Raw genomic sequence first — 25,439 nt, 5'->3', positions numbered from 1 at the left:
GGGCTCCCGCGGGCCGGCCGGGCTCAGCCGCGGTCGCCGTGCTGGACGATCAGCGGCAGCCCGGCGGGCTGCGCCACCCGCTCGCGCGCGGTCCGGGCGGCCGCGACGAGGTGCTCCAGGGACGCCGTGGTCTCCTCGTAGCCGCGGGTCTTCAGGCCGCAGTCCGGGTTGACCCACAGGGTCCGTGCCGGGACGTGCTCCAGGGCGCGCTCGAGCAGCTGCTCGACCTCCTCCTGGGAGGGCACGCGCGGGGAGTGGATGTCCCACACGCCCGGCCCGATGCCCCGGGAGAAGCCGGCGGCCTCGAGGTCGGTCAGCACCTCCATCCGGGACCGGGCGGCCTCGATGCTCGTGACGTCGGCGTCCAGGCCGTCGATCGCCCCGACCACCTCGCCGAACTCGGAGTAGCACAGGTGGGTGTGGATCTGGGTCTCGTCCCGCACCCCCGAGGTGGCCAGCCGGAACGCGTCCACCGACCACTCCAGGTAGGCGGGCTGGTCCGCCCGGCGCAGCGGCAGCAGCTCCCGCAGCGCCGGCTCGTCCACCTGGATGATCCCGATCCCGGCCGCCTCGAGGTCCGCGACCTCGTCCCGCAGCGCGAGCGCCACCTGGTTCGCCGTCTCCCCGAGCGGCTGGTCGTCGCGCACGAAGGACCACGCCAGGATCGTGACCGGGCCGGTCAGCATCCCCTTCACCGGCCGGTCGGTGAGGGACTGGGCGTGGCCGATCCACGGCACCGTGAACGCCTCGCCGCGCAGTCCCTCGCCCTCCCGGCTGACGTCGCCCCACAGGATCGAGGGGCGGGTGCAGCGGGAGCCGTAGGACTGCACCCAGCCGTGCACGGTGGTCGCGAAGCCGTCGAGGTGCTCGGCGAAGTACTGGACCATGTCGTTGCGCTCGGGCTCGCCGTGCACCAGCACGTCCAGGCCCAGCTCCTCCTGCAGCCGCACGACCCGCTCGATCTCCTCCCGCAGGAACTGCTCGTACCCGGCGTCCGTGAGCGCCCCCGCCCGGTGCCGGGCGCGCGCGGCCCGGACCTGCGCGGTCTGCGGGAAGGAGCCGATGGTGGTGGTGGGCAGCGGCGGCAGGGGCCCGGACGCCGTGAAGGACCGGCCTTCCTGGGCGGCCCGGCGGACCTCCGCCGGCGCCCGGCCGATGTCCGCGGCGGTCAGGGCCCCGGCGCGCTCGCGGACGGCCGCGTCCCGGACCCCCGCCGCGCTCTCCCGGGTGCGCCGCGCCTCGGCGGCCTCGGCGAGCTGCTGCGCGACCGCCTCCGGCCCGGAGGCCAGGCCGCGGGCCAGGACGACGATCTCGCCGACCTTCTGGTCGGCGAAGGCGAGCCAGCTCCGCAGCAGCGGGTCCAGGCCGGTCTCCTCGCGCACGTCGTGCGGGACGTGGAACAGGGACGTCGAGGAGGCCACGGCCAGCCGGACGTCGCCGCGGGCCAGCTCGGCGAGCTGGTCGAGCCGCGCGGCGAGGTCGGCCCGCCACACGTTGTGCCCGTCGACGGCCCCGGCCACGAGCACGGCGGAGTCCTCGCCCCGGAAGAGCTCCAACTCCTCGGGGGTCGGCGCCGCGCCCCGGACGAGGTCGAGGTGCACGGCCTCCACCCCGGAGCAGGCCAGGGGGTGCAGCAGGGGCCCGGGCGAGCCGTAGGAGGTGGTGACGAACAGCTGCGGGCGGCCCGCCGCCGCGGCCAGGGTCGTGTAGGCGTCCCACACGGACGCGGCGAGCTGCTCGGCCGGGACGTGCTGGTCCGCGACCAGCGCCGGCTCCTCCAGCTGCACCCAGTCCGCGCCGGCCGCGGCGAGCTCGCCGAGCAGCTGGGCGTAGACGGGGAGCAGCTCCGGGAGCCGCTGCAGCGGGTCGAAGCCCGCGGGGGCGTCGTCGTCGGCCTTCGCGAGCAGGAGGAAGGACACGGGGCCCACGAGCACCGGGCGGACGGTGAACCCGTGCGCCGCGGCGCGGCGGACGTCCGCCACGAGCCGGTCGGCGGTGGCGCGGAACGGGGTGCCGGGGCCGATCTCGGGCACGAGGTAGTGGTAGTTGGTGTCGAACCACTTGGTCAGCTCGAGCGGGGCGCGGCCCGCGTCGCCCCGGGCGAGCACGAAGCTCGCGTCGAGGTCGAGCCGGCCCTCGGCGTCGGCGAGGTCGGCGAAGCGGGACGGGACCGCCCCGAGCGCCACGGTGGTGTCGAGCACCTGGTCGTAGAGCGGGAACGCGGCGGGCAGGGACGAGTCCCGGGCGCCGAGGCCCAGCGCCACGAGCCGCCGGTGGGTGGCCAGCTGCAGCTCGGCGGCGGCCGACTCGAGCTCCTCGCGGGTCGAGCGCCCGGCCCAGTAGGCCTCCAGGGCCTTCTTCAGCTCGCGGCGGCGGCCGATGCGGGGGTAGCCGGTGATGGTGGCGGCGGGGAACGGGACGGTGCTCATGCGGATCTCCTGTCAGAGGTCATGGATGTCGTGCGGTGTCGTGCGGTGCGGTGCTGTGCTGCGCGGTGCTGCGCTGTCCGGTGCTGCCGGTGCTGCCGGTGCTGCCGGTGCTGCCGGTGCTGCCGGGGCGGCGGGGGCTCAGGCGGGGAGCAGCAGCTCGTCGAGGGGGGCCGGCACGTGCGGGACGCGCGGCAGGTCCACCTGCTCCAGCAGGTCGAGCGCGGCCCGGTGCTCGTTGAAGGTGTAGAGGTGCAGCCCCGGGGCGCCGGCGTCCAGGGCGGCCCGTGCCAGCCGCGCCGCGAAGGCCACGCCGGCCCGGTGCCGCTCGGCGGGGCCGGAGGCGTCCTCCAGGGCGGCGGCCAGGCCCCGGTGGGGGGCCAGGCCGGCCAGCCGGCACAGGGTCTGCAGCCGCCCGGGGTCGGTGACCGGCATGATGCCCGGGACGATCGGGATGCTCACCCCGGCGGCGCGGGCCGCGGCGACGAGGCGCTCGTAGCGCTGCGGGCGGAAGTAGACCTGCGTGATCGCGAAGTCCGCCCCGGCGCGCTGCTTCGCCAGCAGCACCTCGACGTCGTGCCGGAACGAGGGGGACTCCGGGTGCCGGGTCGGATAGGCGGCCACGCCCACGGCGAGCCGGCCGGCCGCCAGCGACGCCGTGTGGCGCTGCTCGACCTCGCGCACGAGCTCCACGAGGTCGCCGGCGTGCCGGAGCTCGCCCGGCTCCGCTCCCGGGTCCCGGTCCCCGCGCAGGGCCAGGACGCCGCGCACGCCGCGGCGGACGAGCGTGGCCACGGTCCGCTCCAGCTCGGCCCGGGTGCTGCCGACGCACGTGAGGTGCGCCAGGGGTCGCAGGGAGGTGCGGGCCAGGAGGTGGTCGAGCAGGGCGAGGGAGCTGTCCCGGCGCCGCCGGTCCCCGCTGTAGGTCACCGACACGTGGTCGGGACGGGTGGGCTCGAGCTCCTCGATGGTCTGCAGCAGCGTGGCGGCGCTCGCGGCGCTGCGCGGTGGATAGAGCTCGTAGGACAGGGACGGCGGCGCCGGCCGCGCAACGGGTGGTGGTGTCACGTTCTTCCTCCAAGGGTCACCCCGAGGGAGGGCGCCGACCCGCCCGGGACGGACCCGGGAGGGAAGCGACAGCTCCATCGGTCCTGGCGGGAGCACCGTTCCGCGCACCCCGTGGCGGGGGCGCGGATGGTTGCTGCGGCGTCGACGAGCCAGGTCTCTCGGCCGCTCTGGATAGATGCAAGGCCCATTCCAGCGGCTGCCCCGCCGGGCTGCCAAGTGCGCAAGCCCAGAAGTCGCCCCGGTGCCGACTGTGACGACCCCGGCGTCACAGGACGCAACACGGACACCGAGCGGCAGCGGGGCGGCCCGGCCCCGTCGCCGCGCCCCGCGGGCGCCCGGCATAATGGACGGGCCCCCGCCCCGGACCCAGGAACGAGCGCCCATGACCCCCGACCCCCGCATCGTGGCCGTGGTGCCCTGCCACAACGAGGAAGCGGCCATCGCGAAGGTCGTCGCCGATCTGCACGCCGCGGTGCCCGGCATCGAGGTGCACGTCTACGACAACTGCTCGACCGACGGCACCGCCGAGGCAGCCCGGCGCGCCGGCGCCCAGGTCCGGCACGAGGAGGAGAAGGGCAAGGGCAACGTGGTCCGGCGGGCCTTCGCGGACCTGGACGCCGACGTCTACCTGCTCATCGACGGCGACGACACCTACGAGGCCGCCGACGCCCCGGCCATGATCGACACCCTGCTCTCCGGGCCCTACGACCACGTGCTCGGCGTGCGCCGGCAGGTCACCGACACCGCGTACCGCTCGGGGCACGAGACCGGCAACCGGTTCTTCAACGGTCTCGTCAGCTTCGCCTTCCGGCGCAGGGTCTCGGACATGCTCAGCGGCTACCGGGTCTTCTCCCGCCGCTTCGTCAAGTCCTTCCCCGCGCTCTCCCGCGAGTTCGAGATCGAGACGGAGCTGACCGTGCACGCCGTGAACGCGCGGGTGCCGCAGGCCGAGGTGCCCGTGGGATTCCGGGACCGGCCCGCCGGCAGCGAGAGCAAGCTGCGGACCTACCACGACGGCTTCCGGATCCTGGGCATCTTCGGGCAGCTGCTCTTCCACGAGCGCCCGTTCCTCGTCACCGGCGCGGTCTCCGCCGCCCTGTTCGTGCTGGGCCTGGTCCTGGGCCTGCCCGTGGTCCTGGAGTTCGCGGGCACCGGGCTCGTCCCCCGCTTCCCCACGGCGTTCCTGGCCGCCTCCCTCGTGCTCCTCGCCGGGGTGTTCCTGCTCATGGGCGTGCTCCTCAGCGGCCAGGCGAAGATCCGCCGGGAGACCTCCCGGCTGTTCTACCTGCGCCTCCCCGCGCCTCCCTGGAACGGCGGGGACGTCCCGGGCCGGGCCCGCCCCCGCGACGCGGAGCACCGGCAGCCGTGAGCGCGGGACGGGAGGTGCTGCGGGCACGGCTGGTCCCCCTGCTGCCCTGGGTGCACGGGCTGGGGATGCTGCTGGTCCTGCAGTTCGCCCTCTTCGGGCTGCTGACGCTGGGGCAGGCCGTGCCGGACCGGCCGGTCGTCGAGCACCTCGTGGCGGCGGTCGAGGACGGCACCTACGGACCCATCGACGCCGTCGACCGGATGGGCACCCCCGCGGACACCTTCACCGAGTGCGTGGTGGCGGGCACGGGCCTGGGCGCGTCCCCGGAGGAGTCCGCGTTCAGCCGGGCGGTGCGGATGCCCCGGCTGGCGACGTGCGGCGGGGGCCCGGAGCAGCTCCGGGCGATCTCCGAGGGGGCCGTGCTCACCGACAACGACTACTTCAAGTACTGGGCCGGCTACACCGTGCTCACGCGGCCCGTGCTGGCCCTGACGGGCCTCGAGGGCCTGCGGATCGTCGCGGGGACCCTCATGGTGGCCGCCCTGGCCGGGGCGTTCCTCGCCGTCCGCGCCCGCACCTCCACCGCCGTGGGGCTCGCCCTCGTCCTCCCGTACGTGGTGGGCACCAACCTGCTGTCCACGCCCTCCACGTCCTTCAGCCAGTCGATCTCCATCGCGTTCGCGTTCCTCTCCGTGCTCCTCTCCGCCGCCGGTGCGGGGCGCTCGCCCCGCGCGGCGTACTCCGGGGTGGCCCTGGGCGCCGCGCTGTTCTGCTTCGTGGACCTGCTCACCACACCGGCCGTGCCGTGGGCGATGTCCGCCTTCGCCGTGGGCGCCGTGACGTGGTGCCACCGCCGCGCGCTGCGCGCGACCCTCGTGGCGGTGGTGCTCGGCGGGCTGGTCTGGCCGGTCGCCTTCGCCGTCACCTGGCTCGCGCGGTGGGTCATCGCCGGCGCCTTCCTGGGTGTCCCGGCCACCCTGGAGGTGGTCCGCCGCAACGTGGGGAACCGGACCGGGGGCGACCACGCCGGGGTCTCCGAGGCGTTCGGCGCGGGCGTGCGCGTGAACGTCGACTACTGGTGGCACATGGTGCCCACGTCGGGGCTCGTGCTGACCGGGTGCCTGCTCGCGGCGGGGGCGGGCCTGGCCCTGGCGCTGCGGCGCGGAGGACCCGCCCGGTGCGCCGCCGCCGCCGTCCTGGCCCTGCCGGCCCTGGTCGTGCCCATCTGGTACACGGTGCTGAGCAACCACTCCCAGATCCACGCGTTCTTCGTCAACCGCGGGGTGGCCGCCGCGCTGGCCGTCGTCACGGCCGCCTGCCTCGCCGCCGCCGTGCGGCAGCGCACGGAGCCCGGGTCGGCCGGGCCCCGCGGCCTCCCCGGCCGGAGCGCGGCCGCCCCCTCCGGTCACGATCCGGTCGCGGACCTTGCCCGGGCGGAGGCGGAGTCCTAGACTTTGACAACCAACAGGTTGATCAAGGAATCAGTTGACAAACACCGTGGACCCCGACGACGACCTCCTCGACAGGGCCTTCCTGGCCCTGGCCGACCCGGTCCGCCGCCGCATCGTCGCCCGGCTCAGCCGGGGACCGGCCACGGTCACCGAACTGGCGGAACCCTTCGCGATCTCCAAGCAGGCGGTCTCGAAGCACATCCAGGTGCTCGAGCAGGCGGGGCTCGTCACGCGCACCCGTGACGCCCAGCGGCGGCCCGTGCACCTCGACCCCGCACGGCTCGAGGCGCTCACCGCGTGGATCGACCGGTACCGGCTGGTCCAGGAGGAGCAGTTCCGCCGTCTCGACGCCGTGCTCGACACCCGAGCCGCGGACCGCGGCGAGCACACCCAGGACTGAACCATGGGACACGCACTGCACCTGACCGTCCCCGACGGCCTGCCGTTCATCGACTTCGAGCGCGAGTTCGACCACCCCGTGGCCGAGGTCTTCCGCGCCCACGCGGACCCCGAGCTGTTCCGGCAGTGGATCGGGCCGCGCGGGCTGCGCACCCGGATCGACGGCTTCGAGTTCCGGGCCGGCGGCGCGTACCGCTTCGTCCAGGACGGCGGGGACGGCACCGAGGAGTACGCCTTCCGCGGGGTCTTCCACACGGTGCGCGAGAACGAGCTGGTCGTGCAGACCTTCGAGTACGAGGGCTGGCCCGACGCGGTCGACCTCGAGTACCTGCGCTTCGAGGACCTGGGCGGCGGCCGGTGCCGGCTGCTCGGGCACACCGTGCACGCCTCGCAGGAGGCCCGCGACGGGATGGTCGGCTCCGGCATGGAGAAGGGCATGGCCGAGGGCTACGAGCGGCTGGAGGAGCTGCTGGCCGGGCATCCCGCGGGGGACGGGGCCTGACCCGGCCCGCGCGGCGACCGCGGTGAGCGGCACCGGCCCGGCCGCCACGGGCGGCCGGGCCCGCTCGTCGTCGAGCGGGCCGGGCAGGGCGATCCCGCCGAGGAGGGCCGGGGACCGGAGCGTCCGGGACGCGCCGTCGACGGCCGCGTCGGGCGCCGCGAGCAGCGCCGGGACGGCGACCGCGGTCAGCACCACGGCGGCGCCGGAGTGCGTGCCCCGGGTCACGGGCCGCTAGACTTGGACGGTACGAGCCCCTGGGTCTCCTCCTGCCGACGCCGCGCCGTGTCGGGCGTGCGGACGGGAGCGGGCCGACGCAGGGGCGTTGTCGTGCCCGGCCGGGGAGCGCCTGCGCCGGGTCCCGCGGGAGAGGTCCCGTGTCATCCAGGCAGGAGAGTCGTTCAATGCCAGCAATCGTGATCGTCGGCGCCCAGTGGGGCGACGAGGGCAAGGGCAAGGCCACCGACCTGCTCGGAGGCCGGGTGGACTACGTGGTCAAGCCCAACGGCGGCAACAACGCCGGGCACACCGTGGTGGTGGGCGGGGACAAGTTCGAGCTCAAGCTCCTGCCGGCGGGCATCCTCAGCCCCAACGCCGTCCCCGTGATCGGCAACGGCGTCGTCGTCAACCCCCAGGCCCTCTTCGAGGAGATCGACGGCCTCGTGGCCCGCGGGGCGGACACCTCCCGGCTGCGGATCTCCGCGAACGCCCACCTGGTGGCTCCGTACCACCAGACGATGGACCAGGTCACGGAGCGCTTCCTCGGCAAGCGGGCGATCGGCACCACGGGCCGCGGCATCGGGCCCGCCTACATGGACAAGGTCGGCCGGCTCGGCATCCGCGTGCAGGACGTGCTGGACGAGTCGATCCTGCGGCAGAAGATCGAGGGCGCGCTGCGGCAGAAGAACGAGCTGCTCGTGAAGCTCTACAACCGCCGCGACATCGACGTCGAGGAGGTCGTGCAGTACTTCCTCGGCTACGCGGACCGGCTCGCCCCGATGATCGTGGACTCCACCTACCTGCTCAACCAGGCCCTCGACGAGGACAAGGTGGTCCTCATGGAGGGCGGCCAGGCCACCTTCCTCGACGTGGACCACGGCACCTACCCGTTCGTGACCTCCTCCAACCCCACGGCCGGCGGCGCGTCCGTGGGCTCGGGCATCGGACCGACCCGGATCACCCGGGCGATCGGCATCATCAAGGCCTACACCACGCGGGTGGGCGCCGGCCCGTTCCCCACCGAGCTCTTCGACGAGATGGGCGAGCAGCTGCGCACCACCGGCGGCGAGTTCGGCGTCAACACCGGCCGTCCCCGCCGCACCGGCTGGTACGACGCCGTGATGGCCCGCCACGCCTCCCGGATCAACGGCTTCACCGACTACTTCCTCACCAAGCTCGACGTCCTCACCGGCATCGAGCGGATCCCGGTCTGCGTGGCCTACGACGTCGACGGCGTGCGGCACGACGAGATGCCGATGACCCAGACCGAGTTCCACCACGCGAAGCCGGTCTTCGAGCACTTCGACGGGTGGGAGGAGAACATCACCGGCTGCCGCACCCTCGAGGACCTGCCGGCGAACGCCCGGGCCTACGTCGAGGCGCTCGAGTCGATGAGCGGCACCCGGATGTCCGCGATCGGCGTGGGCCCGGACCGCGACGACACCATCGTGGTGCGCGACCTCATCGACTGACCGCCCCCGCGCCCCCGCGCCCCCCGCGCCCCGCCCCGCCCCGCCCCGTTCCGCTCCGCCCCGCACGCGAGGTTGCAGGTGCCGGCGACCGGAGCGGCCTCGGTCGCCGGCACCTGCAACCTCGCGTGCGAGAGGAGCGTGCGGAGCGAGGGGAGGGGAGGGGTCAGACCAGGACCAGGACCACCCAGAGGCCGAGGCCGCCGAGGGCGAGCATCGCGGCCGTGGTGGCCAGCACGGCGCCCACCTCGGGCTCGGTGCGCTCCTCGGCGATGCCCCGGGCGCTGCGGGCGTAGCGGGGGCGCTGCGTGAGGTAGATGGCGGTGGCCGTGAGGACGGACAGCCCGAACAGCACGAGCACGAACGGCCCGTGGTGCGGCAGCCAGCGCAGGAAGACCGCCGAGACCACCACGAAGGACATCAGGGTGCGCCCCCAGGCCATCGTGGTGCGCTCCGGCTGCAGCCCGGGGTCTCCGTGCGGCGGCCGCGGGGGACCCGGCGGGCCCGGCATCAGGGGGCGCGGCACCGTCAGCCCTGCAGGACGACGACGACGAGCACACCCGCCGCGATCGCCCCGCCCACCGCGAGCACCGGCGCGATCACGGGCAGGGGCAGCGGGGTCTGCCGCCGCATGCTCCGCTCGACCCCGATCCAGCGGAACGTGGCGCCCGCGCTGACCAGCATGCTCAGCACCAGCAGGACGACGGCGAGGAACGTCCGGACGCCCTCCTCGAAGATGTCGGCGGTGAACGCCTCGATGGCGATCCCGCCGGCCAGGAACGCGAGCGCGGTCCGGATCCAGGCCAGGAACGTGCGCTCGTTGGCCAGCGTGAACCGGGGGTCGGGGTCCTCCCCGCCGCCGAGCACCCGCTCTGTCAGCCGGCGCCGCCCGGGGGTGCCGGACTGCTCGCCCATCGTCTGCCCTTCGTCCGCGCGGTCACGTCGGCCCCCATCCTGCCACGGCCACGGCACCCGTCCCGGGCACTGCCCCGTCCCGGGCACTGCCCCGTCCCGGGTAGGGCTCCCGTCGTGGGCACGGCACCCGTCCCGGGCGCGCTGCCCGGCCCGGGACGGGCCCGGCACCGTCCCGGCGTGCGTCGTCATGCCGGGCACGGCACCGGGCACACCCCCGGGCGCGGGACCGGTCCCGGGCGCGGCACCGGTCACGGCTACAGTGGGAGCTCGAGCCGTGACCCGCCGAGGAGGACACCCGTGAAGATCGCCGTCGGACAGTTCGCACCGACCGCCGAGACGACCGAGAACCTGGCGACCATGCGCCGGCAGGCCGAGGAGGCCGCAGCCGGCGGCGCGGAGCTGGTGGTGTTCCCGGAGGAGGCCATGTTCGCCGAGCGGCTGATCGGGGAGGACTTCGAGACCCTCGTCCTGGAGGGCTGGTCCGGGTTCGTCCAGCAGCTGTCCTTCCTGGCCGCGGGCACCGGCGTGGCCGTGATCGCGGGCGGCTACGAGGGCTCGGCCGACGGGCGCCCCTACAACACGCTCGTGGCCGTGGACGCGCAGGGCGCGATCCTCGGCACGTACCGCAAGCTCCACCTCTACGACGCCTTCAGCCACCGGGAGTCCGACCGGATCCGCCCGGGGGACAAGGGGGTGACGGTCGTGCGGATCGGCGAGCTCGAGGTCGGCATGATCACGTGCTACGACCTGCGCTTCCCCGAGATCTGCCGGGCCGTGGTCGACGCCGGGGCGGAGCTGCTCACCGTGCCCGCCGCCTGGTTCGCCGGCGAGCACAAGGTGGACCACTGGCAGGCGCTGCTCAAGGCCCGCGCGATCGAGAACACGGTGTGGGTCGCGGCCGCGGACACCTGCTCCGAGCACACGGTCGGCCGCTCCGCGGTCCTGGACCCGCTCGGCGTGGTGGTCGCCGAGGCCGGGCAGGAGGAGACGGTGCTGAGCGCTGAGGTGTCCCGGGAGCGCATCGCCGAGGTCCGCCGGACCGTGCCCGTGCTCGCCAACCGCCGGTTCGGTCCCGCCGAGCTGCTGCCCCCGGACGAGGACTGAGGCGGTGGCCACGGCGGTGCTGTCCCCCGCGGAGACCCCGGAGGCCACGGAGGTCGCGGAGGTCCCCGGTCCGCGGCCCCGGACCGTGGTGGCGCTGTTCGCGGGGCTGTCCCTGCTGTTCGGGACGGTCTTCGCCCTGATGGTGCCGTCGGCCTGGGGCCCGGACGAGCACACCCACTTCAAGCGCGCCTACCAGGTCTCCCAGGGCGGCTTCGCCCCCGAGCGGCTCCCCGACGAGGGGCCCTATCCGGTCTACGGCGGGGCCGTGCCGGCCACGGCCCAGGAGTTCATGGCGGAGCACGGTGGGGCGCCGCGGTCCAAGGAGCGCAACTCCGACCCGCTGTACACCGCGACCGAGGAGCGCGCGCGGGCGCTGGACGCGCCCCTGGCGGGGGAGCACGTGCTGACCTCGTTCTCCAACACCGCGGCGTACTCGCCCGTCCCCTACCTGCCCTCGGCGCTGGGGGCGCGGATCGCCACCGCGGCGGAGCTGGACATCGGCACCGCCTGGACGCTGATGCGGATGCTGCAGGTCCTCGCCTACACGGCGGTCGCGTCCGTGGGCCTCTGGGCCCTGCGCGGCACCCGCTTCCTCTGGGTGGGCTTCTGCGTGGCGCTGCTGCCCACCGCCCTCTTCCAGTCGGCGGTGATCTCCGCGGACTCGGTGACGAACGCCGTGGTCCTGGCGTTCACGGCGATCGTGCTGCGCGCCACCGTGCTGGACCGCTCCGGGGCGCCCCTCACCCGGGCGGAACTGGGCACCGTGCTCGCGAGCGCGGTCGCCCTCCCGCTGATGAAGCCCACCTACGTGATCCTGTCCCTGCTGCTGCTGGCCGTCCCGCTGCGGAAGTATCCCCTGCCCCGCCGCCGGGACGGTCGGCCGGTGGCCGCGTCCCTGGTGCTCACCGGGTGCCTGCTGCTGACGCTGCTGGGCTTCGCGGTCTGGATGTCCCTGGCCGCCGGGACCACCGAGGCGATGGGTGCGCTGCGCGGGCCGGAGGAGCGGCACACGGTGCGGCCCGGCGACCAGCTGGCCTTCGTGCTGGGCGAGCCGGTCGCCGTCCTGGGGATCGCCGCACGGACGATCCTGATCGCGGACTGGGACTACGCCGCCGGCTTCGTCGGGCAGATGGGCTACGGGCCCGGCAGGACCATCGACGGGCCCTTCGTCGGCGCGGTCTGCTGGCTCGTGGCCGTGGGCGCCGCGTTCTTCCACGGCCCGCGCACCGCCGCCTCCCGCCGGGTCGCGGTGTGGTTCGCGGCGGTGCTGCTGCTCAACGTCGCGGCGATTTTCGGCACGCTGTACCTGAGCTTCGCCCCGGTGGAGTCCGGGATCGTCAACGGTGTGCAGGGCCGGTACTTCGTCCCGCTGGCCCTGCTGCTGCTCGGGACCCTGGTGCCGCTGGTGCACGCCCGGTTCCCCGCCGGACCGGCGGCGCTGCGCCGGGTGGACACCACGATCCTGGTGCTCGTGCCGCTGTCGGTGGTGCTCGCGATGGCCGGCTACGCCACCGTGGTCCACATCACCGGCCACTACGCGCTTCCCTGACCGACGCCGCCGACCAGCCCTGGAGGACCCCGTGGACCACGACCGCCCCGACGTCCCGCCGCCCCCGGACCGCCCCGGCGGCCTGCCCCCCGCCGGCGGCCCGCCGCCCCCGTGGGGTCCGCCCCCGTCCTGGGAGCGCTTCGCCGCGGGACGCAGCCACGCCGACACCGCGCTGATCCTCGGCATCCTCAGCGTGGTGGTGCTGCCGCTGCTGGGCCCCTTCGCGATCTGGCAGGCCAACGAGGCCGAGAAGCTCGGCACGCCGGCCACGCCCGGGCGGGTGCTCGGCTGGGTGGGGACCGTCCTGCTCGGGGTCTTCGTGCTCGCCCTCGTGCTGTGGCTGGCCGCCGTGGTGTTCGTGATCAGCTCCGGCGGCGGCTGACCCTGGGGTCCCGCACGGACCTCCGGCCGCGGAGGCTGGGCCGGGGGCCCTGCACGGACCCCCGGCGCCGGCTCACCAGATGCTGACGCGCTCCGCCTCGGGCAGCCACAGCGCGTCAGACTCCTCGACCGCGAAGGCCTCGTAGAAGGACGGGACGTTGCGGACCACCTGGTTGGCCCGGAACTCGTTGGGCGAGTGCGGGTCGGTGGCGATGCGGTGGCGCAGCGCCTCGTCCCGGGACTTCTGCTGCCACACGTAGGCCCAGGACAGGAAAAGCCGCTGCTCGGGGGTGTAGCCGTCGATCAGCTCCCCGGGCCCGAAGGCGCTGCCGGCCTCCCGGGACATCCGCCACGCCTTATGGGCGATCGTCAGTCCGCCCAGGTCCCCGATGTTCTCCCCCAGGGTGAGCTCGCCGTTGACGTGCGTGCCCTCCTCCGCCAGCTGCTCCGGGACCAGCCGGTCGTACTGGCGCACCAGCTCCGCCGTGCGCTCCTCGAAGGCCTGCCGGTCGGCGTCGGTCCACCAGTTGCGCAGCCGGCCGTCGCCGTCGCAGGTGGAGCCCTTGTCGTCGAAGCCGTGGCCGATCTCATGGCCGATCACGGAGCCGATCGCACCGTAGTTCACGGCGTCGTCGGCGTCCTCGTCGAAGAACGGCGGCTGCAGGATCGCGGCCGGGAAGACGATCTCGTTGCGCAGCGGGTGGTAGTAGGCGTTGACCGTCTGCGGGGTCATGAGCCACTCGTGCTTCTCCACCGGCCGGCCGGCCTTGCGGACCAGCTCCGCGAGGCGGAACTCCGTGGTGCGGATCCGGTTGCCCACGAGGTCCGCCGGGTCGATCCGCAGGGAGGAGTAGTCCTTCCACTGCTCCGGGTAGCCGATCTTCGGGGTGAACTGGGAGAGCTTCTTGAGCGCCTCCTGCCGGGTCTGCTCCGTCATCCAGTCCAGGCCGGTGATCGAGACGCGGTAGGCCTCCAGGAGGTTGGCCACGAGCTCGTCCATCCGCTCCTTGGCGGTGGGGGAGAAGTGCGCCGCGACGTAGAGCTCGCCCACGGCCTCGCCGAGGACGCCGTTGACCAGCTCCACCCCGCGCTTCCAGCGGTCCTTGAGCCGCGGGGTGCCGGAGAGCACGGTGCCGTAGAACGCGAAGTCCTCCTCGACGAACGCGGAGGACAGGTAGGAGGCGCGGGCGGAGACCAGGTGCCAGCGCGCCCAGGACCGCCACGCCGGGAGCAGCTCGTCCGTGAGCAGCTCCTCGACCCCGGTGAAGAAGGACGGCTGGGCGTTGACCACCGTCTCCAGCGCCGTCGCGGGGAGCTCCGCGCCCTCGGCCAGCAGCCGCCAGTCGAGGACCGCGCCGGAGGCCGCGAGCTCCTCGAAGCCCATGGGGTTGTACATCCTGGTGAGGTCGCGGACCGTGACCTTGTCCCAGTGGTGGGAGGCGATCCGCGTCTCGAGGTCCACGGCCGCACGGGCCTGCGCCTCGGCGTCCTCGACCCCTGCCAGGGACAGCATCGTCCGCACGTGCTCGAGGTACTTCCCGCGGATCGTCGCGTGCTGGTCGTCCCGGTAGTACTCCTCGTCCGGCAGGCCCAGGCCGGCCTGGCCCACGAACACGAGCTGGCGCTCGGGGTCGCCCGGATCGGCGTCCACGTCGATGCCCACGAGCCCTCCCGTGCCCCGCCGGATCATCCGGCCGAGGTGGCGCACCAGACCGGGCACGTCCGCCACGGCGTCGACCTCGGCGAGGTCCGGGGCCAGGGGGGAGGCGCCGAGGGCCTCGATCCGCTCCTCGTCCATGAAGGAGGCGTAGAGGTTCGCGATCTTGGACTCCACGGCGTCCGGGTCCCCGGCCCGGGCCCGGGTGATGAGCTCGCGCACGGCGGCCTCCGCCTGGTCCCGCAGCTCGATGAACGCGCCCACGGACGGCTTGTCGTCGGGGATCTCGGTCCGGCGCTGCCACGTGCCGTTGACGTGGCGGTAGAGGTCGTCCTGGGGGCGGACGGAGCGGTCGAAGCCGGAGAGGTCGAACACCGAAGAGGTCACCGTAGATGTCATGCCCACCACATTAACCGGCGCGGGGCGGGGCGGGCGGGCTGTTCCCCGACCGCTTAACGCCCGCGGGCCCCGGGGACGTCCCGGGGCCCGCGGCGGCAGGGGCGGCGCCGTGGGGCGGGTCAGCCCCGGGCGCCGGTGAAGCGCGGTGCGCGCTTCTGCTGGAACGCGGCGAAGCCCTCCGCGTAGTCGGCGCTGCGGCACAGCTCGCCCTGCACCCGGTTCTCGTTGTCCACGGACTCCCACAGCCCCAGGCGCTCGTCGCGGATCTGGGCCACGAGCTCGCGGGAGGCGAGGAACGCGCCGGTCGCGCCCTCGGCCACGGCCGCCGCCTTGGCGCGGGTGAGCTCGAGCAGCTCCTCGGCGGGCACCGAGCGGCTGAACAGCCCGGAGCGCACGGCCTCCTGGCCGCTCATCAGCTCGGCCGTGTAGATGAGGTCGAGGGTCCGGTGGGCGCCGAGCCGCTCCGTGAACAGGGCGTGCCCGCCGGAGTCGAGGGTCGCGCCCAGCTTCGCGAACGGGGAGCCGATCCTGGCGGTGTCCGCGACGTAGACCACGTCCGTGGCGATCGCCAGGCCGAGTCCCACGCCGAGGCACGCGCCCTGCACGGCGGCGAACGTCGGGGCGGGGAACTGCGTCATGGCGCGCAGCAGCGGGGTGACCTTCCCGGCCAGGTAGCCGTGGGCGTCGTCGCTCGCGGGGTCCACGGCGGAGATGTCCCGGCCGGCGCAGAAGCCGCGGCCCTCGCCGCGCAGCACGAGGGCCCGGACCCCGGCGCGGGCGGCCTCGGCGTAGGCGTCGCCGAGCTCGGCGAGCGCCGCCTCGTCCAGGGCGTTCATCTTCCCGGGCGCGTTGAGCACCACTTCGGCCACGGATCCGTCGATGGTCAGGTCGATCACTGCTGCTCCTCGGTGCGGTGGGGGACGGGGGTCGGCGCGCCCGGGGCCCGGCACCTGGGCGGTGCCGGGCCCCGGGTGCGCGGCTCAGGCGTCGAAGTCGACGGTGAGCTGCTCGGAGGTGGGACGGGTCTGGCAGGTGAGCACGTAGCCCTTCTCGATCTCGTCCTGCTCGAGGGCGTAGTTCTCCTCCATCACGAACTCCCCGGAGACCACCTTCGCCCGGCACGTGCCGCAGACCCCGCCGGCGCACGCGAACGGGACGTCGGGGCGCACCCGCAGGGCGGCGTTGAGGACGGTCTCCTGGGCGTTCTTCGGGGACTCGATGGAGGAGGAGAGCCCGTCGAGGGTGAACGTGATGTCGTAGCGCTCGCCCGAGGGGTCCTCCGGGACCACGCGTCCCTGCTGCCCCTGCGGGGTGTCGGGGCGGCCGGTGCTGAAGAGCTCGAAGCGGATCTTCTCCTCCGGGACGCCGCGCTCGGCGAGGGTGTCCCGGCACAGCTGCACGAGCTCGAACGGCCCGCACAGGAACCACTCGTCGGTCCGCTCCACCTGGAGGACCTCGTCCAGGATGTCCTTGAGCTTGTCGGCGTCGATCCGCCCGGACATCAGCGGGCTGATCCGCTGCTCGCGGGAGAGCACGTGGTGGACCGCCAGGCGGGAGGGGTACTTGTCCTTGAGGTCCCCGAGCTCCTCGGCGAACATCACCTCCATGGCGGAGCGGTTCGCGTAGACGAGGTCGAACGTGGAGGTCTCCGAGGCGCGCAGCACGGCCTTGGCGATCGCCATGATCGGGGTGATCCCGGAGCCCGCGGCGAAGGCCACGAGGTGGACCGACGCGTTCTTGGCGACCTCCTCGGCCGCGAGCCTCTCGGGGTCATTCATGCTCGTGAGCCCGAGCTTGGAGATGAACGCGCCCTGCGGGTTCATGACGTCGAGCGTGTCGCCGGCCTTCAGGGAGCTGTTGGCCCAGGTCGAGAAGACCCCGCCGATGTCCTGCTTGATCGCCACCCGGATCTCGCCCGGCCGGGGCTCCGCGCAGATCGAGTAGGACCGGCGGACCTCCTGCCCGTCGATCCGGGCGCGCAGCGCCACGTACTGGCCGGGCAGGTAGTCGTAGTCGTCCACGAGCTCCGGGGGCACCGCGAAGGCGACCTCGACGGAGTCCGCGGTGAGCTTGCGGACCTGGGAGACCTGGAGGGTGTTGAACGTGGCCCGGCGCCGGGCGGGAGCGGTGATCTCGGTCATCAGTGCACCTTGAAGTAGTCGAAGGGTTCCAGGCACTCGTTGCAGACGTGGAGCGCCTTGCACGCGGTCGACCCGAAGCGGGTCAGCTCGCGGGTGTTCAGGGAGTGGCAGCGCGGGCACTTGACGGCGAGCCCCAGCCGCACGGGGCCGGCGGCGGCCCGGCCGGTGGGCGGGGCGATGCCGTACGCGTCGAGCTTGCGCTTGCCGTCCTCGCTCATCCAGTCCGTGGTCCAGGCCGGCTGCAGCACGAGGTCCACCCGCACGTCGTCCCAGCCCTCGGCGTTGAGCGCCCGGGTGACGTCCGTGGTGATGGTCTCCATCGCGGGGCACCCGGAGTAGGTCGGGGTGATGACGACGACGGCGCGCCCGTCCTCGACCCGGGCGCCGCGCAGGATGCCGAGGTCGGCGATGGAGAGCACGGGGATCTCCGGGTCGTTGACCGTGGCGGCGACGTCCCAGACACGGCCGGCTGCCTCGTCCCGGGGGCGCAGCTCCCGGCCGGTGACCTGCGTGCCGCCCGCCTGCTCGTGATCGGTCATCGTCACCGCCTCCTCACCAGGTGGCGCCGGGGTGCTGGCGGGCGAGCACCTGCATCTCGGCGAGAATGTGCCCGCGCTGCTCGCTGAACTGCCCGGAGCGGTCGCCGCCCCACGCGCCCAGGACCTCGGGCACGGACAGCCCCGCCTCGTCCAGCACCGCGGTGATCCGCCGGTCGAAGTCGGCGCGCAGGGAGGACGGGAGCACGGCGACGTCGCCGAGGGACCGGACGAGCTCGTCGTCGTGGAACAGCTCGTCCACGTAGGGCCACATGTAGGTGAGCCCGGCCTGGACGCGGCGCCGGGACTCCTCCGTGCCGAGGCCCAGGCGCAGGATCCACTGGCTCGCGTGGTCCTGGTGGTACTCGATCTCCTTGAGCGCCTTGTCCGCGATCGCCGCGAGCGTCGGGTCGGTGGAGCGGACCAGGCGGCGGTAGAGCTCGTACTGGTAGTAGGAGAAGATCAGCTGCCGGGCGATGGTCTGCCCGAAGTCGCCGTTCTCCTGCTCCACGAGCCGGCAGGAGCGGAACTCCTCCTCGTCGCGGAAGTAGGCGAGGTCGTCCTCGGTCTTGCCCCACGCGGTGCCCGCGTAGGTGAGGAAGAACCGGGCGTGCCCGAGCAGGTCCAGCGCGATGTTCGCCAGCGCGATGTCCTCCTCGAGCTCCGGGGCCCGGGCGATCCACCAGCCGAGGCGCTGGGCGAGCATCAGGGCGTCGTCGCCCAGGGCGAGGGCGTAGCGGGCCACGTCCTCGGGAGCCTTCGCGCCGCCGGCCTGGATGTCCTCCGCGGTGATCGCCTCGCCCGCGCTCTGCCGGGTCGCGGACTCGTGGGATGCGTAGCTCACAGGTGCTTCACCCCTTCGCTCTTGGTGTAGTACGTGGCGTGGCGGTAGCTCTTGCCCTGCGCGGACTCGAAGAAGCCGCCCTTGGAGTCGGGGTCCGAGGCCGTGATGGCCGCGGAGGGCACGACCCACACGGAGGTCCCCTCGTTGCGGCGGGTGTACAGGTCCCGGGCGTTGCGCACCGCCATCGTGGCGTCCGGGGCGTGCAGGGATCCGGCGTGGACGTGGGAGAGCCCGCGCGAGGACCGCACGAACACCTCCCACAGGGGCCACTCGTCCGAGGGGGTCCCGATCGGGCTCACGGTGTTCTCGCTCATGCTCAGGCTCCGATGAGTTCGGCGGAGGCGCGCTCCGCGGCGGTCTTGCGGGCGTAGGCGGCGGCGGCCTCGCGGACCCAGGCGCCGTCCTCGTGCGCCGTGCGGCGGCGCTGCATGCGCTGGAGGTTGCACGGTCCCCGGCCGCCGACGACGGCCTTGAACTCGTCCCAGTCCAGCGGTCCGTAGTCGTAGTGGCCGCGCTCCTCGTTCCACTTCAGGTCCGGGTCCGGCAGGGTCAGGTCCAGCGCCGCGGCCTGCTCCACGATCATGTCCACGAACCGCTGGCGCAGCTCGTCGTTGGAGAAGCGCTTGATGTTCCACGCCATGGACTGCTTCGAGTTGGGCGAGTCGTCGTCCGGGGGGCCGAACATCTGCAGGGAGGGGCCGTAGAAGCGGTTCACGGCGTCCTGCGCCATCTGCTTCTGGGCGGGCGTGCCGTGGGAGAGCTCGTAGAGGATCTCCCAGCCCTGGCGCTGGTGGAAGGACTCCTCCTTGCAGATGCGGACCATGGCCCGGCCGTACGGCCCGTAGGAGGCCCGGCACAGCGGGACCTGGTTGGCGATCGCCGCGCCGTCCACGAGCCAGCCGATGGCGCCCATGTCGGCCCAGGTGCGCGCGGGGTAGTTGAAGATCGAGGAGTACTTGGCGCGGCCGTCCAGCAGCTGCTGGTTGAGCTCGGAGCGCGGGGTGCCCAGCGTCTCGGCGGCGGAGTAGAGGTACAGCCCGTGGCCGGCCTCGTCCTGCACCTTGGCCATCAGGATGGCCTTGCGCTTGAGGGAGGGCGCCCGGGAGATCCAGTTGCCCTCCGGCTGCATGCCGATGATCTCGGAGTGGGCGTGCTGGGAGACCTGGCGGACCAACGTCTTGCGGTAGGCGGCGGGCATCCAGTCGCGCGGCTCGATCCGGGAGTCCTCGGCGATGATGCGCTCGAAGTGCTCCTGGCCCGCGCGGTCGAGCTCCGCCTGCTCCGCGGCGTCCGCCGCGGGCACGGCGTGGAGTCCCGTGTTCTGCGTAGTCATGGTGTCCCTCTTCCGACGAGATGGCGCCGCGGGGCGGGAGGGCCGCACGCGACTAACTGACCGTTCGTTCAGGATATGGGTCCCCGTCGGCGTCGTCAACAGGTGGAACGCGGCGGCGACCCGGTTCCGTCCGCCGCGGCCCCCGGGTTGACACCGGGGCCGGAGTGGGATTGTCTACTGAACATTCGGTCGTGAACTGTGAGGAGAGTTACATGTCCCAGGGCCATCCGATCCTCGCGGGGGACCACACCTCGCGCTGGATGGGCATCACCGTGGACCATGCCGAGTACGGTCACGCCCGGATCCGCATGACGCTGAGGGAGGAGATGCTCAACGGGTTCGGCATCGCCCACGGCGGCATGGTCTTCGCCTTCGCGGACACCTGCTTCGCCCTCGCGTGCAACGACCCGGCCGGCGACGGCAGCACCATCACGGTGGCCGCGGGGGTGGACATCAACTTCCTCGCCTCGGCCTACCGCGGGCAGGAGCTCACCGCCGTGGGGACCGTGCGCGCCCAGGCCGGGCGCAGCGGCGTCTACGACATCCAGGTCCTGGCCGGCGACCGGCTCATCGCCGAGTTCCGGGGCCGCAGCCGCACCATCCCGAACCCGGCCCTGCGCTCGGCGACGTCCGCGGAGCGCCCCGCCGAACCCGTCCTGCAGCCCGCCCAGCCGTCTGTCCCGCAGCCCGAGGAAGTCTGATCATGACCGAGTGCTCCGTCCCCAATCCCTACACCCCTGCCCCCGCCCCCGCGGACCGCTCGCAGCCGGACCCCGAGGAGACGATGAGCCGGGACCAGGTCGAGTCCCTGCAGGTCGAGCGGCTGCGCTGGACCCTGCACCACGCCTACGAGAACGTCCCCGCCTACAGGGAGCTCTTCGACGGCCACGGGGTGCACCCGGGCGACTTCACGCAGCTCGAGGACCTCCGGCTCTTCCCGTACACGGACAAGGAGTTCCTGCGCAAGGCGTACCCGTTCAAGTCCCTCGCGGTGCCGATGAGCGAGGTGCGGCGGATCCACGCCTCCTCCGGCACCACCGGGCAGCCCACCGTGGTGGCCTACACCCAGAACGACCTCGACACCTGGGCGGCCCTCGTGGCCCGCTGCTTCCGGCTCTCGGGCGTGCGCCCCGGGGACAAGGTGCACAACGCCTACGGCTACGGCCTGTTCACGGGCGGGCTCGGCGCCCACTACGGCGCCGAGCGCCTGGGCTGCGCCGTCATCCCCATGTCGGGCGGGCAGACCGAGAAGCAGGTCCAGATGATCCGCGACTTCGAGCCCCAGGCCATCCTCTCCACCCCCACCTACCTGCTGACCATCGCGGACGGCTTCCGCAAGCTCGGCCTGGACCCCCGGGAGTCGTCGCTGCGCACCGCGGTGCTCGGGGCGGAGCCCTGGACCGAGGAGATGCGCCGGGAGATCGAGACGGCCTTCGACGTCGACGCGTGCGACATCTACGGTCTCTCGGAGGTGATGGGACCCGGCGTGGCCGGGGAGTCCGCCGCCGCCAAGGACGGCTCGCACATCTGGGAGGACCACTTCCGGCCCGAGATCATCGACCCGTTCACCGACGAGGTGCAGGAGACCGGACGGCCCGGGGAGCTCGTGTTCACGGCGCTCACCAAGGAGGCCCTGCCGATCATCCGCTACCGCACCCACGACCTGACCCGGCTGCTCCCCGGCACGGACCGGCCCGGGCACCGGCGGATGGGCCGGATCACGGGCCGCTCCGACGACATGATCATCCTGCGCGGGGTGAACCTGTTCCCGTCCCAGATCGAGGAGCTGGCCCTGCAGGTGCCGGAGCTGAGCCCGCACTTCACGCTCGAGATCACCCGGCCGCACCGGATGGACCAGATGACCATCAACATCGAGCGGCGCGAGCAGGTGACGGTCGAGGCCGCCGAGGCCGGCGGCCAGAAGCTGCTGCACGCCATCAAGACGAAGATCGGGTCCTCGGCCTCGATCCGGATCGCCGAGCCGGGCACCCTCGCCCGGTCCTCCGGCAAGCTGCGCCGCGTCTACGACCACCGCAAGGACGCGTGACGCCCCGCACGCCCACCCGTGCCGCGACCAGCCCCCGAGACCGCTCGGGGGCTCCTCGCGTCGTAGGATCGTTGTCCTGCCCGTCCCCACCGAGATCGAGGTCCTCATGACGCACGCACCGGCGCCCGCCTCCCCGGACCGTGCCGCGGCCCCGCGCCGCGGCCGGCCCGGCTACGACCGCGAGACGCTGCTCGCCGTGTGCGTGGAGGTCTTCAACGTCCACGGCTACGACGCCACGTCGATGGGCACGCTCTCCAAGCACCTGGGCATCTCCAAGTCCGCGATCTACCACCACGTGGAGTCCAAGGAGGCGATCCTCGAGCAGGCGCTGGGCCGCGCCCTGGACGCGCTCGAGGAGGTCCTGGCCTCCGCGGAGCGGACCGAGGCGCCCGCGGTCCAGCGGCTCGAGCAGGTGATCCGGGGGACCGTGCGCGTGCTCGTGGAGCAGATGCCCTACGTGACGCTGCTGTTGCGGCTGCGGGGCAACTCCGAGGTCGAGACCAGCGCCCTCGAGCGCCGCCGCGCGATCACCCGCCGGGTGGGGGCGCTCATCGAGCAGGCACAGGCCGAGGGGGACCTGCGCGGCGACCTCAGCGGACGCTCGGCCTCCCGGCTGCTCCTGGGCATGATCAACTCGATCGTCGACTGGTACCGGCCCCAGGCGGGCCAGGCGTGGGAGGAGCTGGCCGAGACGGTCGTCCTGCTCGCCTTCTCCGGGCTGCGGGCGCGCTGACCCGCTCCCGGGTGCGGGGTGCTCGGACCGGGTCCGGTGCGCGAGGATGGTGCCCGGAGGGACGCTGCCGTCCCGCCGGGTCCGGAGAGACCGTGTCCACGAGAAGGAGTGCCGTGACGACCACCACGACAGAACGCACCTGGAGCCGCCCGATCGTCTCGGCGGCGCTCGCCCTGGCTGTCCTGGCGACAGCGGGGTGCGCCGGCACGCAGACCTCCGGACCGGCGGCCGAGTCGTCCACCGAGTCGTCCACCGGGACGGCCGGCGCCACGGCCCCCCGGACACCGGGGACGGCGGACACCGCAGTCGATCTCGCCTATGACGGCCCCTACGACGAGGCGTTCCGGGCGGGGCTGTCCGACTACGCCGGAGAGCAGGTGCGGCTGCGCGGCGAGGTGAGCGACCTGATCGGTTCCCGGAGCGCCTACGTGATCACCGCTCCCGGGGCGCCGGGGACGGACCCGCTGCTGGTCAGCGCCCGGTACGCGGCCCCGGAGCTCGAGGAGGGCGCCGTGGTCGAGGTGACGGGCACCCTCCGCGAGGACTTCGAGCCGCCCGTGACCGAGGAGGCGGGCGGGGACGAGGACGAGCAGGGCTTCTACGCCGAGCACGCCGGCGAGCCCTACCTGGACGAGGCCACGGTCGAGGGAGCGTCCTAGGCGGACCGCCCGGTCGCCGTCCTCCCGGCGGAGCGCGGCGTGCGGGGAGTTCCCGGGGGTGCCGCCGGCCCTGCGGCCGGCGGCACCCCCGGGAAGTCCGTGCGGCGCGGAGCGTCAGGCGGTGGGCCAGGTCTTCGCCACCAGCGTGAGCACGTCGTAGGTCGCCACGATCTCGTCGTGCTGGTTGTGCAGGACCGCGTCCCAGCAGACCTCGCCGTACTCGTCGGTCACCCGCGGGGTGATCTGCTTGGCGGTGAGGGTCACCCGGATCGCGTCGTCGTAGGTCACCGGCGTGATGAACCGCAGGTTCTCCAGCCCGTAGTTCGCCAGGACGGGGCCGGGGGCCGGCTCCACGAACAGCCCGGCCGCCCAGGACACCAGCAGGTAGCCGTGGGCCACCCGGCGCGGGAAGAACGGGTTGGCCGTGGCGGCCTCCTCGTCGGTGTGCGCGTAGAACGTGTCACCGGTCCGCTCGGCGAACTCGGTGATGTCCTCGAGGGTCACGGTGCGCAGCTCGGAGGCGAACTGGTCGCCGATCCGCAGGCTCGCCAGGGACTTGCGGAAGGGGTGCTCGCCCGTGCCGTTCTCGACCGCCTCGCGGGTCACCGTGTTCGCCGCGGCACCGCGGTGCCACACGCCGGTCACGGCGGTGAGGATGTCCGGCGGGCCCTGGATCGCCGTGCGCTGCATGTAGTGCTTGACGCCGCGCACGCCGCCCAGCTCCTCACCGCCGCCGGCGCGGCCCGGTCCGCCGTGGACCAGGTGCGGCATGGGGGAGCCGTGACCGGTGGAGGTCTTCGCGTCCTGGCGGTTGAGGAAGTGCACGCGTCCGTGGTGGGAGCCGATGCCCGCGGCGAAGCGGGCGGCGGTCGCGCCGTCGTCCGTGCACACGGTCGCCACGAGCGAGCCGCCGCCCAGCGCGGCCAGGCGCACGGCGTCGTCGACGTCGGTGTAGCCCAGGACGGAGGTCACGGGCCCGAAGGCCTCGACGAAGTGCACCTCGGGGGTGTCCGGGTCCTCGAAGGACAGCACCGTGACCGGGAAGAACGCCCCCGCCTCGGCGTCGGCGTCGCCCACGGGGGCGTCCGGCCCGCCCAGGCGGACGGTGCCGCCGGCGGCGATCAGGCGCTCCACGGCGCGGCGCACCTCGCCCTGCTGCTCCTTCGAGGCCAGGGCGCCCATGGTGACGCCCTCGGTGCGGGGGTCGCCGATGACCACGCGCTGCTGCACGCGCTCGGCGACGGCGGCCACGACGTCCTCCACGCGCTCGCGCGGGACGATCACGCGCCGGATCGCCGTGCACTTCTGCCCGGCCTTGGAGGTGATCTCGGTGAACACCGCCTTGACGAACGCCTCGAACTCCGGGGTCTCCGGGGTGGCGTCGGGGCCGAGGATCGCGGCGTTGAGGGAGTCGGTCTCGGCGGTGAAGCGCACCCCGCCGTTGAGCACGTTGTCGTGCCGGCGCAGCGACTGCGCGGTGCCCGCGGAGCCCGTGAAGGCCACGTGGTCGCGGTAGTCCAGGTGGTCGAGCAGGTCCCGGGCGGAGCCGGAGACCAGCTGGAGGGAGCCCTCGGGCAGGAGGCCGGAGTCGAGCATCAGGCGCACGCAGGCGGCGGTGACGTAGCCGGTGGGGGTCGCCGGCTTCACCAGGGTCGGCATGCCCGCGAGGAAGGCCGGGGCGAACTTCTCGAGCATGCCCCACACGGGGAAGTTGAACGCGTTGATCTGCACGGCGACGCCGGGCATGCGGGTGTAGACGTGCTCGCCCAGGAAGGACCCGTCCTTGGAGAGCTGCTCCACGGCGCCGTCCACGATGACGTTGGCGTTGGGCAGCTCCCGCCGGCCCTTGGAGGAGAACGTGAAGAGGGTGCCGATGCCGCCGTCCACGTCGAAGAAGTGGTCCTTCAGGGTGGCGCCGGTCGCGTAGGAGAGGTCGTAGAGCTCCTGCTTGTGCTCGTTCAGGTACTGGGCGAGCTGCTTGAGCAGCAGGGCCCGGTCGTGGATGGTGAGCTCCCCGAGGGCCCGCTGGCCCACGGTCCGGCCGTGGTCCACTGCGGAGGCGATGTCGATGCCGTCCGTGCACACGTGCGCCATGACCTCGCCGGTCGAGGCGTCGGTCACCTCGGTGACCTTCTGCGGGTCCTCCGGCGTCCACCACCGGCCCTGCAGGTAGCTGGGGAGGATGGTCCGGGTCTGTGCTGCCACGGTGGGTGGTCCTTTCGCTCGGGTGCGTGCGGGCGGTCCGCCACCCGCATCCTGACCGATCGTTCGGTATTATGACCACGATAACCTACGTCACAC

At 73.4% G+C, this 25,439-nt stretch carries 24 protein-coding genes and 1 riboswitch; of the genes, 12 read left to right on the top strand and 12 right to left on the bottom strand.

The window, feature by feature from the left end; all coding sequences use genetic code 11:
* Positions 1 to 23 precede the first annotated feature (23 nt).
* Both metE and QYM41_RS01465 read right to left on the bottom strand, forming a co-directional pair.
* Positions 24 to 2,429 carry a 5-methyltetrahydropteroyltriglutamate--homocysteine S-methyltransferase gene (gene metE, locus QYM41_RS01470; protein WP_368797956.1) on the bottom strand — a complete coding sequence of 802 codons (2,406 nt, stop codon included), beginning with the start codon at positions 2,427 to 2,429 and terminating at the stop codon, positions 24 to 26.
* A gap of 138 nt (positions 2,430 to 2,567) precedes the next feature.
* Positions 2,568 to 3,494: a methylenetetrahydrofolate reductase gene (locus tag QYM41_RS01465; protein WP_368797955.1), complete on the bottom strand. Its 927-nt coding sequence runs from the start codon at positions 3,492 to 3,494 to the stop codon at positions 2,568 to 2,570.
* 71 nt (positions 3,495 to 3,565) lie between these two features.
* Positions 3,566 to 3,672, bottom strand: a riboswitch (SAM riboswitch).
* 204 nt (positions 3,673 to 3,876) lie between these two features.
* Between QYM41_RS01465 and QYM41_RS01460 the strand changes: the two genes are divergently transcribed.
* From QYM41_RS01460 to QYM41_RS01440, 5 genes are all read left to right on the top strand, one after another.
* Entirely contained in the window at positions 3,877 to 4,863 is a 987-nt protein-coding gene (locus QYM41_RS01460; protein ID WP_368797954.1) for a glycosyltransferase, read from the top strand.
* Positions 4,860 to 6,254: a hypothetical protein gene (locus tag QYM41_RS01455; protein ID WP_368797953.1), complete on the top strand. Its 1,395-nt coding sequence runs from the start codon at positions 4,860 to 4,862 to the stop codon at positions 6,252 to 6,254. The genes QYM41_RS01460 and QYM41_RS01455 overlap by 4 nt, the downstream gene beginning before the upstream one ends.
* Before the next feature lie 46 nt (positions 6,255 to 6,300).
* Positions 6,301 to 6,654, top strand: a complete 354-nt coding sequence (locus QYM41_RS01450) for an ArsR/SmtB family transcription factor (protein ID WP_368798140.1) — start codon at positions 6,301 to 6,303, stop codon at positions 6,652 to 6,654.
* Positions 6,655 to 6,657: 3 nt separating this feature from the next.
* The gene (locus QYM41_RS01445) at positions 6,658 to 7,155 is read left to right on the top strand and encodes an SRPBCC family protein (protein WP_368797952.1); all 498 of its coding nucleotides are present in this window, start codon (positions 6,658 to 6,660) and stop codon (positions 7,153 to 7,155) included.
* Positions 7,156 to 7,556: 401 nt separating this feature from the next.
* Entirely contained in the window at positions 7,557 to 8,843 is a 1,287-nt protein-coding gene (locus QYM41_RS01440; protein WP_368797951.1) for an adenylosuccinate synthase, read from the top strand.
* A 163-nt stretch (positions 8,844 to 9,006) separates the two neighbouring features.
* Here the strand turns inward: QYM41_RS01440 and QYM41_RS01435 are convergent, their stop codons facing one another.
* Positions 9,007 to 9,366, bottom strand: a complete 360-nt coding sequence (locus QYM41_RS01435) for a DUF202 domain-containing protein (protein ID WP_368797950.1) — start codon at positions 9,364 to 9,366, stop codon at positions 9,007 to 9,009.
* A gap of 2 nt (positions 9,367 to 9,368) precedes the next feature.
* Positions 9,369 to 9,755, bottom strand: a complete 387-nt coding sequence (locus QYM41_RS01430) for a YidH family protein (RefSeq protein WP_368797949.1) — start codon at positions 9,753 to 9,755, stop codon at positions 9,369 to 9,371.
* A gap of 297 nt (positions 9,756 to 10,052) precedes the next feature.
* Between QYM41_RS01430 and QYM41_RS01425 the strand changes: the two genes are divergently transcribed.
* Genes QYM41_RS01425 through QYM41_RS01415 form a run of 3 tightly spaced genes read left to right on the top strand, consistent with a single transcriptional unit; the run spans position 10,053 to position 12,790 of the window.
* The gene (locus QYM41_RS01425; RefSeq protein WP_368797948.1) at positions 10,053 to 10,859 is read left to right on the top strand and encodes a carbon-nitrogen hydrolase family protein; all 807 of its coding nucleotides are present in this window, start codon (positions 10,053 to 10,055) and stop codon (positions 10,857 to 10,859) included.
* A 4-nt stretch (positions 10,860 to 10,863) separates the two neighbouring features.
* On the top strand, positions 10,864 to 12,408 hold the full coding sequence (locus QYM41_RS01420) for a DUF2142 domain-containing protein (RefSeq protein ID WP_368797947.1): 1,545 nt from the start codon (positions 10,864 to 10,866) through the stop codon (positions 12,406 to 12,408).
* A 31-nt stretch (positions 12,409 to 12,439) separates the two neighbouring features.
* Positions 12,440 to 12,790, top strand: a complete 351-nt coding sequence (locus QYM41_RS01415; protein ID WP_368797946.1) for a DUF4190 domain-containing protein — start codon at positions 12,440 to 12,442, stop codon at positions 12,788 to 12,790.
* Positions 12,791 to 12,862: 72 nt separating this feature from the next.
* On the opposite strand, the gene QYM41_RS01410 is transcribed toward QYM41_RS01415, so the two are convergent.
* From QYM41_RS01410 to paaA, 7 genes are all read right to left on the bottom strand, one after another.
* Positions 12,863 to 14,845, bottom strand: a complete 1,983-nt coding sequence (locus QYM41_RS01410) for a M13 family metallopeptidase (protein ID WP_368797945.1) — start codon at positions 14,843 to 14,845, stop codon at positions 12,863 to 12,865.
* A 119-nt stretch (positions 14,846 to 14,964) separates the two neighbouring features.
* The gene (locus QYM41_RS01405; RefSeq protein WP_368797944.1) at positions 14,965 to 15,741 is read right to left on the bottom strand and encodes an enoyl-CoA hydratase/isomerase family protein; all 777 of its coding nucleotides are present in this window, start codon (positions 15,739 to 15,741) and stop codon (positions 14,965 to 14,967) included.
* Between the two features lie 84 nt (positions 15,742 to 15,825).
* Positions 15,826 to 16,986 (bottom strand): 1,2-phenylacetyl-CoA epoxidase subunit PaaE, encoded by a 1,161-nt coding sequence (gene paaE, locus QYM41_RS01400; protein ID WP_368797943.1) that lies wholly within the window; start codon positions 16,984 to 16,986, stop codon positions 15,826 to 15,828.
* The gene (gene paaD, locus QYM41_RS01395) at positions 16,986 to 17,525 is read right to left on the bottom strand and encodes a 1,2-phenylacetyl-CoA epoxidase subunit PaaD (RefSeq protein WP_368797942.1); all 540 of its coding nucleotides are present in this window, start codon (positions 17,523 to 17,525) and stop codon (positions 16,986 to 16,988) included. The genes paaE and paaD overlap by 1 nt, the downstream gene beginning before the upstream one ends.
* A gap of 13 nt (positions 17,526 to 17,538) precedes the next feature.
* A complete protein-coding gene (paaC, locus tag QYM41_RS01390; protein WP_368797941.1) occupies positions 17,539 to 18,366 on the bottom strand; it encodes a 1,2-phenylacetyl-CoA epoxidase subunit PaaC in 828 nt (275 codons plus the stop codon).
* Positions 18,363 to 18,680, bottom strand: a complete 318-nt coding sequence (paaB, locus tag QYM41_RS01385) for a 1,2-phenylacetyl-CoA epoxidase subunit PaaB (protein WP_368797940.1) — start codon at positions 18,678 to 18,680, stop codon at positions 18,363 to 18,365. The genes paaC and paaB overlap by 4 nt, the downstream gene beginning before the upstream one ends.
* 2 nt (positions 18,681 to 18,682) lie before the next feature.
* Positions 18,683 to 19,699, bottom strand: a complete 1,017-nt coding sequence (gene paaA / locus QYM41_RS01380) for a 1,2-phenylacetyl-CoA epoxidase subunit PaaA (RefSeq protein WP_368797939.1) — start codon at positions 19,697 to 19,699, stop codon at positions 18,683 to 18,685.
* 212 nt (positions 19,700 to 19,911) lie between these two features.
* Here paaA and QYM41_RS01375 point away from each other — a divergent pair, with 212 nt between their 5' ends.
* The 4 genes from QYM41_RS01375 (at position 19,912) to QYM41_RS01360 (ending at position 23,138) form a co-directional block, all read left to right on the top strand.
* A complete protein-coding gene (locus QYM41_RS01375) occupies positions 19,912 to 20,400 on the top strand; it encodes a hotdog fold thioesterase (protein WP_368797938.1) in 489 nt (162 codons plus the stop codon).
* Positions 20,401 to 20,402: 2 nt separating this feature from the next.
* Positions 20,403 to 21,746 (top strand): phenylacetate--CoA ligase family protein, encoded by a 1,344-nt coding sequence (locus tag QYM41_RS01370; RefSeq protein ID WP_368797937.1) that lies wholly within the window; start codon positions 20,403 to 20,405, stop codon positions 21,744 to 21,746.
* A gap of 106 nt (positions 21,747 to 21,852) precedes the next feature.
* Entirely contained in the window at positions 21,853 to 22,479 is a 627-nt protein-coding gene (locus QYM41_RS01365) for a TetR/AcrR family transcriptional regulator (RefSeq protein ID WP_368797936.1), read from the top strand.
* A 113-nt stretch (positions 22,480 to 22,592) separates the two neighbouring features.
* On the top strand, positions 22,593 to 23,138 hold the full coding sequence (locus QYM41_RS01360; RefSeq protein ID WP_368797935.1) for a hypothetical protein: 546 nt from the start codon (positions 22,593 to 22,595) through the stop codon (positions 23,136 to 23,138).
* A gap of 114 nt (positions 23,139 to 23,252) precedes the next feature.
* Here the strand turns inward: QYM41_RS01360 and paaZ are convergent, their stop codons facing one another.
* Positions 23,253 to 25,343, bottom strand: a complete 2,091-nt coding sequence (paaZ, locus tag QYM41_RS01355; RefSeq protein ID WP_368797934.1) for a phenylacetic acid degradation bifunctional protein PaaZ — start codon at positions 25,341 to 25,343, stop codon at positions 23,253 to 23,255.
* Positions 25,344 to 25,439: the final 96 nt, after the last annotated feature.

This window comes from Kocuria oxytropis, from assembly GCF_040981195.1.
Lineage (GTDB): Bacteria > Actinomycetota > Actinomycetes > Actinomycetales > Micrococcaceae > Kocuria > Kocuria oxytropis.
Note: the sequence above shows the minus strand (reverse complement) of the source record. Positions and strands in the feature narration are given on the sequence as shown.

Excerpts from the sequence above, each read along its gene's own strand:
- metE (WP_368797956.1), bottom strand. The coding sequence starts at position 2,429 with ATGAGCACCGTCCCGTTCCCCGCCGCCACCATCACCGGCTACCCCCGC.
- QYM41_RS01460 (WP_368797954.1), top strand. The coding sequence starts at position 3,877 with ATGACCCCCGACCCCCGCATCGTGGCCGTGGTGCCCTGCCACAACGAG.
- QYM41_RS01445 (WP_368797952.1), top strand. The coding sequence starts at position 6,658 with ATGGGACACGCACTGCACCTGACCGTCCCCGACGGCCTGCCGTTCATC.
- QYM41_RS01440 (WP_368797951.1), top strand. The coding sequence starts at position 7,557 with ATGCCAGCAATCGTGATCGTCGGCGCCCAGTGGGGCGACGAGGGCAAG.
- QYM41_RS01430 (WP_368797949.1), bottom strand. The coding sequence starts at position 9,755 with ATGGGCGAGCAGTCCGGCACCCCCGGGCGGCGCCGGCTGACAGAGCGG.
- QYM41_RS01410 (WP_368797945.1), bottom strand. The coding sequence starts at position 14,845 with ATGACATCTACGGTGACCTCTTCGGTGTTCGACCTCTCCGGCTTCGAC.
- paaE (WP_368797943.1), bottom strand. The coding sequence starts at position 16,986 with ATGACCGAGATCACCGCTCCCGCCCGGCGCCGGGCCACGTTCAACACC.
- paaD (WP_368797942.1), bottom strand. The coding sequence starts at position 17,525 with ATGACCGATCACGAGCAGGCGGGCGGCACGCAGGTCACCGGCCGGGAG.
- paaB (WP_368797940.1), bottom strand. The coding sequence starts at position 18,680 with ATGAGCGAGAACACCGTGAGCCCGATCGGGACCCCCTCGGACGAGTGG.
- paaA (WP_368797939.1), bottom strand. The coding sequence starts at position 19,699 with ATGACTACGCAGAACACGGGACTCCACGCCGTGCCCGCGGCGGACGCC.
- QYM41_RS01375 (WP_368797938.1), top strand. The coding sequence starts at position 19,912 with ATGTCCCAGGGCCATCCGATCCTCGCGGGGGACCACACCTCGCGCTGG.
- QYM41_RS01370 (WP_368797937.1), top strand. The coding sequence starts at position 20,403 with ATGACCGAGTGCTCCGTCCCCAATCCCTACACCCCTGCCCCCGCCCCC.
- QYM41_RS01365 (WP_368797936.1), top strand. The coding sequence starts at position 21,853 with ATGACGCACGCACCGGCGCCCGCCTCCCCGGACCGTGCCGCGGCCCCG.